Annotated in this window: 11 protein-coding genes; 3 read left to right on the top strand and 8 right to left on the bottom strand. The window is 72.4% G+C overall.

Annotated features, from left to right (window positions below):
- The first annotated feature begins 131 nt into the window (after positions 1–131).
- Both ACWFRU_RS24970 and ACWFRU_RS24965 read left to right on the top strand, forming a co-directional pair.
- A complete protein-coding gene (locus tag ACWFRU_RS24970; protein WP_453690387.1) occupies positions 132–1,325 on the top strand; it encodes an ROK family protein in 1,194 nt (397 codons plus the stop codon).
- A gap of 231 nt (positions 1,326–1,556) precedes the next feature.
- A complete protein-coding gene (locus ACWFRU_RS24965) occupies positions 1,557–3,578 on the top strand; it encodes an N-acetylmuramoyl-L-alanine amidase (protein ID WP_453690386.1) in 2,022 nt (673 codons plus the stop codon).
- Positions 3,579–3,650: 72 nt separating this feature from the next.
- Here ACWFRU_RS24965 and ACWFRU_RS24960 read toward each other — a convergent pair whose 3' ends face one another.
- The 3 genes from ACWFRU_RS24960 to ACWFRU_RS24950 form a co-directional block, all read right to left on the bottom strand.
- Positions 3,651–5,993, bottom strand: a complete 2,343-nt coding sequence (locus ACWFRU_RS24960) for a glycoside hydrolase family 95 protein (RefSeq protein ID WP_453690385.1) — start codon at positions 5,991–5,993, stop codon at positions 3,651–3,653.
- Positions 5,994–6,142: 149 nt separating this feature from the next.
- The gene (locus ACWFRU_RS24955; RefSeq protein WP_365817703.1) at positions 6,143–6,643 is read right to left on the bottom strand and encodes a hypothetical protein; all 501 of its coding nucleotides are present in this window, start codon (positions 6,641–6,643) and stop codon (positions 6,143–6,145) included.
- 95 nt (positions 6,644–6,738) lie between these two features.
- Positions 6,739–9,630 carry an AAA family ATPase gene (locus ACWFRU_RS24950; RefSeq protein WP_453690384.1) on the bottom strand — a complete coding sequence of 964 codons (2,892 nt, stop codon included), beginning with the start codon at positions 9,628–9,630 and terminating at the stop codon, positions 6,739–6,741.
- A gap of 158 nt (positions 9,631–9,788) precedes the next feature.
- Between ACWFRU_RS24950 and ACWFRU_RS24945 the strand changes: the two genes are divergently transcribed.
- A complete protein-coding gene (locus ACWFRU_RS24945; RefSeq protein WP_453690383.1) occupies positions 9,789–10,553 on the top strand; it encodes a leucine-rich repeat domain-containing protein in 765 nt (254 codons plus the stop codon).
- Positions 10,554–10,587: 34 nt separating this feature from the next.
- On the opposite strand, the gene ACWFRU_RS24940 is transcribed toward ACWFRU_RS24945, so the two are convergent.
- The 5 genes from ACWFRU_RS24940 to ACWFRU_RS24920 all read right to left on the bottom strand — a co-directional run bounded on the left by ACWFRU_RS24940 (position 10,588) and on the right by ACWFRU_RS24920 (position 15,262).
- The gene (locus tag ACWFRU_RS24940) at positions 10,588–11,502 is read right to left on the bottom strand and encodes a universal stress protein (RefSeq protein WP_453690382.1); all 915 of its coding nucleotides are present in this window, start codon (positions 11,500–11,502) and stop codon (positions 10,588–10,590) included.
- Between the two features lie 168 nt (positions 11,503–11,670).
- Entirely contained in the window at positions 11,671–11,934 is a 264-nt protein-coding gene (locus tag ACWFRU_RS24935) for a DUF397 domain-containing protein (protein WP_336605706.1), read from the bottom strand.
- Positions 11,935–12,041: 107 nt separating this feature from the next.
- Positions 12,042–13,226: a thiolase domain-containing protein gene (locus ACWFRU_RS24930; RefSeq protein ID WP_453690381.1), complete on the bottom strand. Its 1,185-nt coding sequence runs from the start codon at positions 13,224–13,226 to the stop codon at positions 12,042–12,044.
- On the bottom strand, positions 13,223–14,302 hold the full coding sequence (locus tag ACWFRU_RS24925) for a thiolase domain-containing protein (protein WP_453690380.1): 1,080 nt from the start codon (positions 14,300–14,302) through the stop codon (positions 13,223–13,225). The genes ACWFRU_RS24930 and ACWFRU_RS24925 overlap by 4 nt, the downstream gene beginning before the upstream one ends.
- Complete coding sequence (locus ACWFRU_RS24920; protein ID WP_453690379.1) at positions 14,303–15,262, bottom strand: Zn-ribbon domain-containing OB-fold protein; 960 nt, start codon at positions 15,260–15,262, stop codon at positions 14,303–14,305. It abuts the gene before it with no gap.
- Positions 15,263–15,309 lie beyond the last annotated feature (47 nt).

Genomic DNA, 15,309 nt, shown 5'->3' with positions numbered 1-15,309 from the left:
TGTGATGAGGGAGCTTTGACCTGTCAAGGGCCCAAGTAGCTTTCTGCACAATCAAGTTGACGGTCACTTAGGTCGGTGGTCGAACAGCATCAGCCTTGTGAGCAGCCAAACTCGTCCCTAAGGTTGCTGCCATGTCTGGAGCGCCGGATCACCCCGTTTCCGTACCGTCGACACCCGGCGAAGTCCTCGCCCTGCTCCGCACGGGGGCGGTGGAGACCCGCGCCGACATCGCCCGGATGACGGGGCTCGCGCGGTCGACGGTGTCCCAGCGGGTGGACGCGCTGATCGCGCACGGCTTCCTCACCGAGGAGGCGGACGGCGGCTCGACGGGCGGCCGGCCACCGCGGCGGCTGCGCCTGCGCACACGTGAACACGCCGTGGCAGGAGTCGACTTGGGCGCATCGCACTGCCGCGTCGCCCTCCTGGACATCGGCGGCGAGATGCTCGCCCTGCGCGAGGACCCGATCTCCATCGCGGACGGCCCGCAGGAGGTGCTCGGCCACGTCGAGCGGACGCTGCACACCCTGCTCAAGGAGACCGAGCGCGATTCCGCGTCGCTCCAGTCCATCGGGGTCGGGGTACCGGGGCCCGTGGAGTTCTCGACGGGCCGCCCGGTGGATCCGCCGATCATGCCGGGCTGGCACCAGTTCCCCATCCCGGAGTTCTTCGCCGAGCGGTTCGGGCCCCGGGCCCTCGTCGACAACGACGTGAACGTGATGGCGCTCGCCGAACAGCGCCGCGCCTTTCCCGACACGCGCTATCTGCTCTACATCAAGGTGGGCACGGGCATCGGCTGCGGCATCGTCGCCGACGGCCGACTGCACCGGGGCGCGCAGGGCAGCGCGGGCGACATCGGGCACATCCGGGTGGGTGACATCGAGGCCCCCTGCCGGTGCGGAAACTCCGGGTGCCTGGAGGCGGTGGCGGGCGGTGCGGCCATCGCCCGCAAGCTGTCCGAGCTGGGCCTGCCGGCGACCTCGGGCAGTGATGTCGTACGCCTCGTGAAGTCCGGCAACCGCGACGCCGTGCGCATGGTGCGCGAGGCGGGCCGAGCGGTGGGCGAGGTACTCGCCGGCCTGGTGAACTTCTTCAACCCGGACACGGTGGTGGTCGGCGGCGCGCTGGCCGCCGTGCACGACCAACTCCTCGCGGGCGTACGGGAGGCGGTGTACCGGCGGTCGCACCCCTTGGCCACCCATGTCCTGCGCATCGAGCCGAGCCGTACGGGCGAGAACGCGGCGGCCGTCGGCGCGGGCATCCTGGCCGTGGAGCACGCGCTGTCCCCGCAGCAGGTGGACCGGGCCCTGTCGGGCGCGGCCCGCTGAGCCGAGTCAGCCCGCTGAAGGGAATCCCCCGGCGGCCCCACACCCCATTGGTCCAATCCACTGACGCGCCGCAGGCCGTGCGGCCTCCTGGGGCGAAACCCGCCGGGACCGGCGCTGACATGGGAAATCCGCTCTCCTGGGCATGATTGACGGATCGTCGGAGAGCCGGTACCACTGACGCACGCCCGGCCCCGCACGCCCCATCACGCTTCACCGTCCCAGGAGGCTGCATTGCGAGGATCCGCCACCGCCCGCACCCCTGTCGCGCGCAGACGCGCCGTCAGGACCGCGGGCGCCCTTGTCTCCGCCGGTCTGCTGCTTCCGCTGCTCGGTGCCGCCCCGTCCGCCTCGTCCACCCCGTCCGCCTCGGCGCCGGGCGCTCCCGGTGCGGGCGGTGAGCTGCAGGGCGCCTTCGCCGCCGCGGCCGCCGAATACCGCGTCCCGCAGAGCGTACTGCTCGGAGTGTCGTATCTGCAGTCGCGCTGGGACTCCCACGGCGGCGCGCCGAGCGTGACCGGCGGGTACGGCCCCATGCACCTCACCGACGCGCGCACCGCGGTCGTCGGCGCCCCGCACCACAGCGAGGGCGAGGAGGACCCGCGCGGCGACGCGTCACGGGGAGTCCTCAAGCCGGAGGAGTTCACGGCCGAGGTCCCCAAGAACTCCGCACTGCCCGCACGGCTCAAGACCCTGCGCCGCGCCGCCGAGGTCAGCGGTCTTTCCGCCGAGCGGCTGCGCACCGACCCCGCGGCCAACGTACGCGGCGGGGCCGCCCTGCTCGCCGCGGCGCAGAAGAAGCTCGGCAAGCCGCTGAGCGACGACCCGGCCGACTGGTACGGCGCGATCGCGCGCTTCTCCGGCGCGGACGACCAGGCCACCGCGGCGACGTACGCCAACGACGTCTTCGCCGTCATTAACGACGGGCAGTCGCGCACCACGGATTCCGGCCAGCGCGTGGCGCTCAAGGCGGTCTCCGGCCTGAAGCCGGATGCCGCGCAGGTGCGGGGCATGGGGCTGCGCAAGGCCCCGACGGGCGAGACCGAGTGCCCCTCGACCGTGTCGTGCGAGTGGATCCCGGCGCCGTACGAGGAGTTCAAGGACCCGAACGGCAACGACGACTACGGCAACCACGACCTGGGGAACCGGCCGAAGAGCCAGAGCATCGACACGATCGTCGTCCATGACACCGAGGGCCGCTGGGAAGGCGTCCTCAACATGGTGCAGGACCCCACGTACGTCTCCTGGCAGTACACCCTGCGCTCCACCGACGGCCACATCGCCCAGCACGTGAAGGCCAAGGACGTCGCCTGGCACGCGGGCAACTGGTACGTGAACTCCAAGTCGATCGGCCTGGAGCACGAGGGCTTCCTGACGGCGCCCGACACCTGGTACACGGAGGCGATGTACCGCTCGTCGGCGCGCCTGGTGAAGTACCTCGCCAAGAAGTACGGCATCCCGCTGGACCGCCAGCACATCATCGGCCACGACAACGTGCCGGGCACGCTGCCCTCGACGATCGCGGGCATGCACACCGACCCGGGTCCGTACTGGGACTGGCAGCACTACTTCACGCTGCTGGGCAAGCCGTTCAAGCGCACGGCCGGTCCGAACGGCGGCCTGGTGACGGTGGCGCCCGAGTACGCCAAGAACCGGCCGGAGTACACGGGCTGCGTCAAGCCGGGCGAGAAGTGCGTGCCGCACGGCTCGGCCGCGGTACGCGTCCACACCGAGCCGCGTGACGACGCGCCGCTCATCAAGGACATCGGCCTGCGGCCCGGCGGCGGCGACTCGACGATCGGCGTCAACGACACCGGAGCCCGCCTTTCCACCGGTCAGCAGTATGCGGTCGCCGAGCGCAAGGGCGACTGGACCGCCGTCTGGTACCTGGGCCAGAAGGCGTGGTTCAAGAACCCGAGGAAGCAGCCGACGGCCGTCGACGCGAAGGGGCTCGTGGTGACGCCGAAGGGCGACGCCACAGAGGTCCCGGTGTACGGGCGCGCCTACCCGGAGAAGGAGGCGTACCCGGCGGGCGTCCCGGTGCAGGCGGTCACGCCCCTGCCGTACAAGCTCCTCGCGGGACAGAAGTACGCGACCGGCGGCAAGGTGCCGGGCGAGTACTTCTACGCGCCGACGTTCGACACGACGCCGCACAAGGTGGTGCGCGGCAAGGACATGTACTACAAGGTGCAGTTCGGGCATCGCCTCGCGTATGTGAGGGCGACTGACGTGCAGGTGGTGCGTTCGGGCTCCTAGAGCAAGCCGGGGGCGGTCAGGGCCGGGTTCGCGTGGGGGCGGGCCCGGCCCCGGCGTCTTGGCGGGCGGGGCTCAGTCGAAGACGTAGCGCTGTCCGGCCCGTGCCTTGAAGGTCTTCTCGCCGTCCTTCAACAGGGCGCTGCGCATGGTGAGTTCGCGGGTGCGGGTGGCGGTGAGGACGATGCGGGTGGCCCGGCCGCCCGACCACTCGATGTCGAGGCGCGCCCCGCCGCGTGCCCGCAGGCCGCGCACCGACCCCTCGGGCCAGCTCGCGGGCAGCGCGGGCAGCACCTCGATGACGTCGAACTGGCTCTGCAGGAGCATCTCCACGATGCCCGAGGTGGCCCCGAAGTTGCCGTCGATCTGGAACGGCGGATGGGTGTCCCAGAGGTTCGGCAGGGTGGAGGTCTTGAGCTGCTCGCCGAGCATCTTGTGCGCGTGGTCGCCGTCGCGGAGCCGCGCCCAGAAGTTGACCTTCCACGCCTTGGACCAGCCGGTGCCGCCGTCGCCGCGCGCGGTCAGGGAGACCTTCGCGGCGTCGGCCCACTTGCCGCCGGGCTGGATCTGGCGGCCGGGATGCAGGGCGTAGAGGTGGGAGACGTGCCGGTGGTCGTCCGTCCTCGAGTCCAGGTCGGCCTTCCACTCCTGGAGCTGGCCCCAGGAGCCGACGCGCAGGCCGGGGTCGAGCTTGCCCAGGGTCTTTTCGAGCTCGGCGCGGAAGGCGGCCGAGTCGCCGAGCACGCGGGCCGCTTCCAGGGTGTTGGTGAGCAGGTCGTGCACGATCTGCTGGGCCATGGAGTCGCCCGCGGTGAAGTCGCCGTGCTCCGGCGAGTAGCTGGGGGTGACGACGAGGGTGCCGTCGCGGGGGTCGGTGCGCAGGTTGTCGAGCCAGAACTCGGCGGCCTCCTTCATCACCGGATAGGCGGTGGTGCGCAGGTACTCCGTGGAGCCGCCGAAGCGGTAGTGCTCGTAGAGCTGTGCGGTGAGCCAGGCGGCGGCCTCGGGGAACCAGAAGGCGGTCGACCAGTCGTGGACGCCGGTGAAGCCGTACGGGTTGGTCTCGTTGTGCACCACCCAGCCCCGCGAACCGAACATCTCCTTCGCCGTGCGCCGCCCCGGCGCGCGCAACGCCTCGACGAAGCGGTCGTAGGGGGCCGTGGTCTCGGCAAGGTTGGCGGCCTCGGCGAGCCAGTAGTTCATCTGGAGGTTGATGTTGGTGTGGTAGTCGGCCGACCAGGGCGGCGTCGTGCTGTTGTTCCACACGCCCTGGAGGTTGGCGGGCAGCGAGCCCGGCCGTGAGGAGGCGATGAGGAGGTAGCGGCCGTACTGGAAGAAGAGGGCTTCGAGGGCTCGGTCGGCCGCGCTCGCACCTGACCCGTATCCCTTGAGCAGCCGGTCGGTGGGGACATCGGCGGGAGCGGCCTGGCCGATGTCGAGGCTCACGCGGTCGAACAGGCCGCGGTGGTCGCGCAGATGGCGGGCGCGCAGCGCGCCGTGGCCGCGGGCGACGGCCTTGTCGACGGTGCCGGTGACGCGTGCGTGCGGGTCGTCCCCCCGGAAATCGGGGTAGGTGTCGGCGTAGTCGGTTCCGGCGGCGAGCGCGAACCAGACGTGGTCGGCGCCGGTCACGGTGATGCTGCCGTCCGCGTTGGCCGTGCGCGTGCCGCCCCGGTGCACGACGCGCAGCCGTGCCTCGAACTTCAGCCCGTTGTCGGCGAGTTCACCGCGTACGACGATCCGGTCGCCGTCCGCCTTCGCGGTGAAGTCGGCGCGGGGCGAGGTGTAACGCAGGGTGCAGGTGATGCTCGCGGGGCGGTCCGCACCGAGGCGTCCGACGAGCACGCCGTCAGGGTAGGAGGCGAAGAACTCCCGCTCGTGGCGCACCTTTTGGTGGGTGTACGTGACGGTCGCCAGGCCCGTGCGGGGATCGAGGGCGCGGCGATAGGTGTCGTCGGGCCCGGCCGGGGCGCCGGGGACGTCGAGGTGCAGGTCGCCGAAGGTCTGGTGGGCGCCGTAGCCGCGGCGGGACTGGCCGAGGTCGGCGGCGACGGCGTCGGGGGCGAGCGCGCCTTTCTCGTCCAGTTCCTTCTGTACCGCGGCGAGGGCGCCGGGTCTGGCCTCGCGCCAGTTGCCGTGGTCGTAGCCCTCGCGGGAGCCGGGGCCGCCGGTCCACAGGGTCTTCTCGTTGAACTGGAGCCGCTCGGAGGCGAGGGTGCCGAAGATCATGGCGCCGAGTGCGCCGTTGCCGATGGGAAGGGCCTCGCGTTCCCAGTCGGCGGCGGGCGCCGTGTACCAGAGCAGCGATTCATCGGAGGTATCGCGCCCGTCGGGTCGTCCGTCGGCTGCGGTCGCGGTACCGGCGAGCGCACCTCCGCCCGATGCCAGTAAGGCTGCTCCGCCTACGGCGGACTTCATCGTGGTTCTTCGCGAGATCCCGGGAGTCATGACCGGTCACGTTAAAAGTCCGATGACTGGCCTGGCAAGGCACATGACAAAACCCACCCCTCCGGCAGGAGGGGTGGGCCAGTGGCCTGCGTCGGTGCCGGGCGTGTCAGCCCTGCGTGTCAGCCCTGCTGGAAGAGCTCCGCGGGCAGCGGCTTCAGGAGGGCGTACAGATCGTCGGTGATCGGCCGGTCCCAGGCGGCGATGGTCACCAGGACGCCGTCGCTGCGGTCGAACTGCACGCAGGAGATGCGGCTTTCCGAGAGCTTGAGGCGGCGCACGATGAGGAGGTTGTCGCCCTGCATCACCGGCATGTCCTCGGTGGTGACGACGGTGACCTCCTCGTCGTTCTCCAGCGCGAGCAGCAGCTGGGCCACCTCGAAGGGCACCTCGTCGTCGGCCGTGTCGCGCGCCGGGGAGCCCTCGGGCAGATTGCCGATGATCATCGCGGGGCCGCGCCCGCCGAAGAGGTCGTAGCGCAGGAAGACGCCCTGGCAGCTGCCGTCGGGGGCGGGCAGCAGGCCCGCGCCGAGATTGCCGGGCCAGTCACCCGGGTCCATGGCGAGGACGTCGAAGTCCGGGCCAGCGGGAGTGGCGGAGCTGCGGCGGCGGAGGAAGGACATGCGCCAATGGTACGTGGCCCGCGGTGCTTGTCGGCGCGGGGGCGGCGCCGCCGCGCACAAGGCGCGCGGCAGGCAGCACGGTGTTCAGGGCGAGGTCAGCGGGGGTCGTGGGGCGCGAGTGCGGCGGCGAGACCGGAGCGGTCCGTTCCCACTTTCCGGTAGACGGCGGACAGCAGCCGCACGACCGTCGGCTCGTCGGTGTGCAGCTCCTCGGCGACGCGGGCGGCGGACTCGCCGCGGGCGGTGAGCGTCGCGGCGGTCCGCTCGCGCGCGGTGAGCGTGTCGGTCTCGGTGCTGTGCAGCAGGCGGGGGCGCAGGCCGGCCGCCGCCAGTTCGTCGCGGGCCTGCTCGACCAGGCCGTCGGCGCCGCACTGCACGGCGGCCTCCAACCCCCGGTAGAGGGGGTCGGCGGCGTCCTTGGGGCGGCCGGCCCGTCGCAGTTCGGCGCCGAGGCGGACCAGCGCACAGGCGAGTTCGTATGCCGCGGGTGACCGCTCCAGGTGGCTGACGGACTCCTCCAGGAGCTTGATGCGCGCGGAGCCCGACGCGACCTCGGCGGTGATCCGCAGCGCCTGCCCGACCGCCGACGCGGTGGCAAAACGGCGGGCCCGCCGGACCGCCTCGTACGCGGTGGCCAGCGCACGCTCGGGGGCGTCCTCGGCCTCGGCGAGCGCCAGGTGCAGCTGCCAGGGACACCAGGCGGGGTTGCGCATGCCCCGCGGGTCGAGGCGGCGCCCCGCCGCGGCGAGTTCGGCGGCGGCGTCCTTGGTGAGGCCGCGGGCGAGCAGCAGTTCGCCGTACACGGCCTGCGCGTCGGGGAAGACGACGGCCGCGGGGAACGGCGCCCCGAAGCCGTACTCCTGCGCGGTGCGGGTGGCCTCGGCGACGCGGCCACGGGCCAGCAGGATCTCGACGAGGATGCCCACGGCGTACCAGTGGGCGGGGGTTCCGGGCCCCACCCGCTCGGCGATCCGCAGCCCGGCGCGCACGAAGTCCTCGGCCTCGGCGAGGCGCCCGCGGCGGAAACGGACATACCCGAGCAGCGTGTACGCGAACGACAGATGGGCGCCGCGCCAGCCCTGCCGCTCGAAGTCGGCGATCCCGTCGGCGAACAGCTCCTCGGCCCGCCCCGGCCGGTCGGCGTACAGGAAGGTGAGCGCGACCAGGACGGGAACCTCGAAGCCCCGGTCCTCCTCGGCCCAGCCGAGCCCGCCGATCAGGGCACGCTCGGCGTTGCGCACCGCCGTCCCGGCGGGTTCCGCGCGCAGCATCGCGTCCCAGGCGCGCAGCCCGATGATGTACCGCTCGGTGAGGTCGTGACCCGGCAGCCGCTCGGCGAGACGGGCGAGGCGCCGTGAACGGGCGGGCGAGTCCGGTTCGTCGGCCCGGAAGGCGTCCCACATGAACTGCTCGGCCTGCATCCGGATCCGCACCCGTGGCTCGGTGGTCAGACGGATCTCCCGGGCGAGGGTGTCGGAGGCCTCGCCCAGGCGGTCGGAGTGGGCGAGGACCTGGGAGAGGCGGTAGACGATGCCGTGGCGCAGGGCGGGGTCGGTGATGGGCTCTTCGAGCGCGGCGCGCAGGTGGTTGACGGTGGTCGCCGGTTCGGTCAGGAGGGACGCACAGCCCAGTTCGTACAGGACGGCGGCGCGGTCCTCCCAGGGCGGGGGCTCACGCAGGGCGCGGGCCAGATAGCGCCGTGCGGCGTCGGGGGCGCCCGCGCGGACGGTCTCGCGGGCGGCGGCGCGGAGTTGCTGCACGACCCAGGTGTCGCCGTCGGGGTGGACCTCCAGGAGATGGCGTGCGGCGGCGGACGCCCCGAGTCCCGCGTTGACCACCGTCCAGGCCGCCTGCCCGTGCAGGGCGACGCGTACGCCGCAGGGGATGGCGCGGTAGACGGCGGTGGCGATCAGCGGGTGCACGAACTCCAGGGTGCGGGCGCCGGTCAGGACCCGGGCGCGGCGCAGCCGGTCCGCGCAGTCCGCGGCCTCGCGCTCGCCGATGCCCGCGACGGCCGCGGCGAGCGCCGGGGAGATCGAGGTGCCGAGGACCGCGCAGGCCCAGGCGAACCGGACGGTGGAGGTGCCAAGGCGCTCCAGGCGGGCGACGAGGCCGCTGCCCTTGACGGCCGCGGCGAGATCACGCAGCAGATGCGCGCCGGCCTCGTCCGGCGTGAGACCGCGGTCGCGCACCTTCGCGGTCAGTTCCACGGCCTCGAACGGATTGCCCGCGGTCACCGCCCAGCACTCGCGGCAGAACGCGTCGTCGGCGCGGGCGCCGAGCGTGTCGCGTACGAGGCGGGCGACGGCGGTGGCGCTGAGCGGTTCGAGTCCGATGGGCCGCTGCCCGGCACGTCCGGGCAGACCTCTGAACTCCTCGGCGTGCGCGGGCAGTTCCTCGGGCCGGTAGGCGACGATCAGCAGCAGCGGCAGGGCTTCCGCGCGCGGCGCGAAGGCGGAGAGCCAGCTCAGCGACTCGGCGTCGGCCCAGTGCGCGTCATCGATCACGACGACCAGCGGGGCGCGCTGCACGGCGAGATGGGTGAGCACCCAGTCGAGGCCGTCCCGCAGCCCCTGCGGGTCGGGCGGCGCGTCGTCCGGCGGCGCGCACAGCCCGAGAGCGGGGCCGACGATGGCGTACCAACTGCCGAGCACGTCGCGCAGTTCCGCGTCCGGGACGGAGGCGAGCAGCGGCTGGACCAGTTGCCGCGCCACGTGGAAGGCGACGCGCTGCTCCTGGTCACCGCCGCGGGCCGGGGCCACGGTGCAGCCCTTGGCGACGGCGCGGCGCCGCGCCTCGGCGAGCAGGGAGGTCTTGCCGAGGCCCGCCCGTCCCGCGAAGGCGATGAGGGCGCCGCGGGGCCTGTCCGGCGGCTCGGAGCCGTCCCGCGAGAGGCCGCACAGCTCGCTCAACGCCTCGTCGACCGCGGCGAGTTCACTTTCACGCTCGAAGAGGATCCGCTTGCCGTGGGTCACGTGCTGCACCATGGGACACCCCTCGCCACGGTGGTGCGCCGGGCGCTTCTCACGGCGCGGGCCCTGGACTTCAGGCACTTCAGGTTACGCCCGTGGGGCCCGCCGGGAGCCGATTCGGCCACAGCGGTGCGATGCGTCATGGTCATCCCCTGGCCATGAGAATCCATCCCATGGGCCATCCGCCCCGGACGAAGGGACCACACGTGACGGTCGGCTCCGAGAACGTACTCAACTACTGGCACGGCGGCCTGAGCGACATCCCCGCCGAGGTGTGGCACCACCCGTCCCTGGAGGTGCTGCTCCTGCCCGACAACGCGCTCACACGGCTCCCCGCCCGGATCGGCACCCTGGCCTCACTGCACACACTGGACCTGGGCCACAACTCCCTGACCGAGCTGCCGCCCGAGCTGGGCGATCTGACCGCCCTGAGCCGCTTCCTCTACGTCCACGACAACCGCCTCACGTCACTGCCGGACTCCCTGGGCAACCTGAGGCGGCTGACCTATCTCAACGTGGGCGAGAACCGGCTGACGGCGCTGCCGGACACTCTGGGCTCGCTCGACGCCCTGGTGGAACTGCGCGCCCAGCACAACCGCCTCACCTCGGTGCCTTCGTCGCTGGGCGCGTTGAAGGCCCTGCGTGAGCTGTGGCTGCGCGGCAACTGCCTCACATCGCTCCCCGACTCACTGGGCGGCTTGCGTGAGCTGCGCGAACTGGAGCTGCGGGAGAACGAGTTCGAGAGTGTCCCCGAGGCGGTGCGCGGTCTGCCCCTGCTGCGGCGGCTCGATCTGCGGGCCAACCGGCTGCGAGAGCTCCCGTCCTGGATCGGCGACCTGCCCGCGCTGGAGAAGCTCGACCTGCGCTGGAACGAGGTCGCCCTGCCGGATGAGCTGCTGCGGAGGCTTGAGGGGCGGGGGTGCGTGGTGCTGCGGTGACGCTCAGGGACCGGGCCGGAGGGTGAGACCGCGCCTACCGGGACTCCGGAGGCACCACGGCCACCGCGCCCTTCGCGTGCAGCAGCACCGCGTTGGTCACCGATCCCATCAGCCGCCCCAGCGACCTGCGGCTGTGGTGTCGTCCCACCACCACGAGCTCCGCCTCCCGCGAGGCGTCCACCAGGAGCCCCGCCGCGTCCCCGGGCAGAACCTCCCTCTCGACGCGCACGTGCGGATACCGCTCCTGGAAGGGCGCGAGCTGCTCGCCCGCCAGCTCCGTGTACTGCGCCGAGGTCGCCGCGTCCGCCTCCGCCGAGGTCACGAAGTCGCCGGTGGCGGTGTAGACGAGGACGGGCCCGGGATAGGCGCACACGACCCGGAGCACCGCGCCGCGCAGAGCCGCTTCCGCGAAGGCGAAGCCGATCGTGTACTCGTGCGGGGAGAGCGCGTCCAGGCCGAGCACCACACACGGCTCGGCCCCCGCGGTGAGTTCCTTGTCCGGCCTCACCACGACCACGGGGCACGCCGCTTCCCGCGCGCTGGCGATGCCGTTCGAGCCGAGGAGCAGGCTGGCGAAGCCGCCGCGCCCGCGCGACCCGAGGACGAGCAGCCTCGCCTCGTCGCCGAGCCGGGGGATGTCCCGCCCCGGGGTGCCCTCCATGACCTCGACGGTCAGCGGGGGCAACTGCGCGCGTCCCTCCAGGGAAGCGCGCACCCGGTCGACGACCGGGTCGGCGTCCGGGCGGTGGTCGATGGCCGGCATGTACGGACCGTCGGCGAGCGGCATCGCGTACTGCCGCACGTGCACGATCCGCAGCGGCGCGTCCCGCAGGCGCGCCGCGGTCAGGGCCCATTCCAGGGCGTGGTCGCTGCCGGCCGACCCGTCGACGGCCACGACGACAGGTGCGTCGACGGCCGCGACAGGTTCAACGGGGGCGTCGTCACTCATGGCTTCCTCGTCTCCGGCGCAAGGCCAAGGTCGACCGGCTCCGCTGCCGGTGCCCGCCCCGTTCGGGAGGCGGGCCGGCGGCGGATTTTGAGGTCACCAGGTCAGCACGGCACGAGCCGCGAGCGGCGGCGACAGCCGGAGACGAGGGGTCACAACGCCCCACACGGCCTACGTCAGGTCGAACTCCCCCGCCCGCGCGCCGTGCACGAACGCTCCCCACTCCGCCGGGGTGAAGATGAGGGACGGGCTCTCGGGACGGCCTGCGTTGCGCATCGCGATGAAGCCCTCGACAAAGGCGATCTCCACATCACCCCGCCCCTCGCTGCTCGATTGCCAGTCCGCTGTGCTGAGGTCGAGCTCCGGCTTGTCCCAGCCCGCGAGCGGGCGCTGCTGACCTGCGAGCGGATGCTGCTGAATGGTGCCTTCGGCCACGTCCGTGCTCCTCCCGATGCGTCGTCCGCCCGCCAGCCTAGCTTTCGGTTCCGGTGCCGGACAGGCCGCGGCCGGAGGAGGCCCGCCCGTCCGGCGCGGCACACCCGTCACGTCGTGGGCGGCTCCGCGCCGACCAGCCACATGGAGAAGAACTGCGAGCCGCCTCCGTAGGCGTGTCCGAGCGCCCTGCGGGCTCCCTCGATCTGGTGCTCGCCGGCCTGGCCGCGCACCTGAAGTGCCGCTTCGGCGAAGCGGATCATGCCCGAGGCGCCGATGGGATTGGTGGACAGGACGCCGCCCGACATGTTGACGGGCAGATCGCCGTCCAACTCCGTCACGCCCGACTCGGTCAGCTTCCAGCCCTCGCCCTCCTCGGCGAAGCCCAGGTTCTCCAGCCACATCGGCTCGTACCAGGAGAACGGCACGTACATCTCGACGGCGTCGATGTCGCGCCGCGGGTCGCTGACGCCCGCCTGCCGGTAGACGTCGGCGGCGCAGTCCTTGCCCGCCTGCGGCGACACGAAGTCCTTGCCCGCGAAGAGCGTCGGCTCGCTGCGCATCGCGCCGCCGTGCATCCAGGCGGGCGGCCTGGGCGAACGGGCCGCGCCCGCGCGGTCGGTGAGGATCATCGCGCAGGCCCCGTCGGACGACGGGCAGGTCTCGGAGTAGCGGATCGGGTCCCAGAGCATCGGCGATGCCTGCACCTTCTCCAGGGTGATGTCCTGTTCGTGCAGGTGGGCGTAGGGGTTCTTCAGGGCGTTGCGGCGGTCCTTGTACGCGACGAGCGAGCCGACCGTGTCGGGGGCGCCGGTGCGCCGCATGTACGCGCGCACGTGCGGGGCGAAGAAGCCGCCCGCGCCCGCGAGGAGCGGCTGCTGGAAGGGGATGGGGAGGGAGAGCCCCCACATGGCGTTGGATTCCGACTGTTTTTCGAAGGCGAGGGTCAGCACGGTGCCGTGGACGCGCCCCGCGACCAGGTTCGCGGCGACCAGGGCCGTGGAGCCGCCGACGGAGCCCGCGGTGTGGACGCGCAGCATGGGTTTGCCCACCGCGCCGAGCGCGTCGGCGAGGTACAGCTCGGGCATCATGACGCCCTCGAAGAAGTCCGGCGCCTTGCCGATGACCACGGCGTCGATGTCGGCCCAGGTCAATTCGGCGTCCGCGAGCGCCTGTTGGGCGGCCTCCCGGACGAGGCCCGCGATCGACACGTCCCGCCGGGCCGCGACGTGCTTGGTCTGGCCGATCCCGACGACGGCCACGGGCTCCTTGCCCGCCCCACCCACCCCACTCATGACGGCTCTCCTTCGAGGACGGCGACCAGGTTCTGCTGCAGGCACGGGCCTGACGTGGCGTGCGCGAGGGCCCGGTGGGACTCGCCGCGGTGGATGCGGGCGCCGGCCTCGCCGAGCCGGATCAGTCCGGCGGCCATGACGGGGTTCGCTGCAAGGGCGCCCCCGGACGGGTTCACCGCCACGTCGTCGCCCAGTTTCAGCGCCTTGCGCAGGACGAGCTCCTGGGAGCTGAACGGGGCGTGCAACTCGGCGGTGTCCACGGGCCGTTCGAAGGCTCCGGCGCGCTCGGCGGCCAGGCGGCTGGACGGCGAGTCGGTGAGGTCGCGCACGCCCAGGCTGTGCGCCTCCATGCGGTGGTCGATGCCCCGTATCCACGCGGGGCGTTCGCACAGCTCGCGGGCCCGGTCCCCCGCCGCGAGGATCACGGCGGCGGCGCCGTCCCCGATGGGCGGGCAGTCACCGGTACGCAGGGGGCGTACGAGGTAGTCGCCCTGCGGCACCGCTCCGCGCAGTTGCGCGTGCGGGTTGCCGGACGCGTCCCGGCGGCTGCGCGCCGCGACCCCGGCGAGCGCGGGCTCGTCGGCGTCCCCCGCGTCGATCAGGGCCTGCGCCTGAAGGGCGGCAAGGGCGACCGAGTCGGGCCACAGGGGCGCCACGTAGTACGGGTCGAGCTGCCGGGTCAGCACGTCACGCACCGACCCGGGGGACGACTTGCCGTAGGAGTACACAAGCGCGGTGTCGGCGTCGCCGGTGAGCAGCTTGGTCCACGCCTCGTACAGCGCCCACGCCCCGTCCATCTCGACGTGCGACTCGGAGATCGGCGGCCAGGCGCCCACCCCGTCCAGCGCCATCGTGAAGGAGAAGGCGCGTCCGGCGAGATAGTCCGACGAGCCCGAGCAGGTGAAGCCGATGTCGCTGGTCTTCAGGCCGGTGGCGGCCAGGACCTGGTGCAGGACCGGCATGAGCATCTCCACCTCGGAGAGCTCGTCGGTGGAGCGCAGGTGGTCGGACTGCCCGAAGGCCACGATGGCGATGTCCCGGACGGGCCGCATCACCGACGGCTTGGCGGTCGGCATCTACACCAGCTCCTTGTACGTGTCGTAGTCGGCGTCCGGCTCGCCCGTGGGCCGGTAGTGATCGGGGAAGCGGGCGCCCTCGGTCCACACCGGCTCGACGCGAAGCCCCATCCGCACCTGGTCGTAGGGGATGCCCGCGATGCGGGCGTGCAGGGCGAGGTCGGCGCCGTCGAGGGCGATGTGCGCGTAGACGTAGGGCACTTCGATGTCGAGGTTCTTCGCCTTGATGTTGACGATGCAGTACGTGGTGACGGTGCCGCGCGGCCCGACCTCGACCCGCTCGGTCGTGGCGACGCCGCAGGTGGGGCAGGCGCCGCGGGGCGGTACGTAGACCTTGCGGCAGGAGGGGCAGCGTTCGCCGACGGTCTTCCGGTCGGAGAGTGCCTTGATGTAGGCGGTCTGCGCGCGGCCCGGCGCGTAGGTGTAGTCGAGGCGGGCGGCGGCGATGATCCCGGTGACGGGTTCGTCGAACTCCCCGTCGTGCGGCCGGGGTTCATCTCCCGCCGGGGCGTCGTCCGGCTCGAAGCAGGCGATGTCGGTGATGGCGCCGACGCGTTCGCCGGCCCAGCGGACGCGGACGCGCATGCCGGTCCTGACGGCGTCGGGGCCCGGCGCGTCCAGGGCGTGCAGCAGGGCGGTGTCGGCGCCGTCGAGCTTCACCAGGACCCAGGCGAATGGACGGTCCAAGGGCTGGCCCCTGCGGGGTTCGTGGTTCCAGGCCCAGGTGGTGACGGTGCCCGTGGCGGCGACCTCGACGAGATCGCGTATCTCGTCGGCGGTCACGGGGTCGTACTCGACGGGCGGGACGAGGGTGCGCCCGTCGGTGGTCTTCACCCCGAGCACGGTGCGCTCCCGCAGCCCGGTCAGAAAGGCACTCTGCACGGGCCCGAGGGACCGCGTAAAGGGAAACTCGACGACGAGAGGCGCACGCAGCACTTCGGATGAGGAGGCGATTGACATGACCAAAGCTCCGTTTCCAGACGAGGGGTCGACGGGGCGGCGGCGCC

The organism is Streptomyces sp. NPDC055099 (assembly GCF_053607685.1).
Note: the sequence above shows the minus strand (reverse complement) of the source record. Positions and strands in the feature narration are given on the sequence as shown.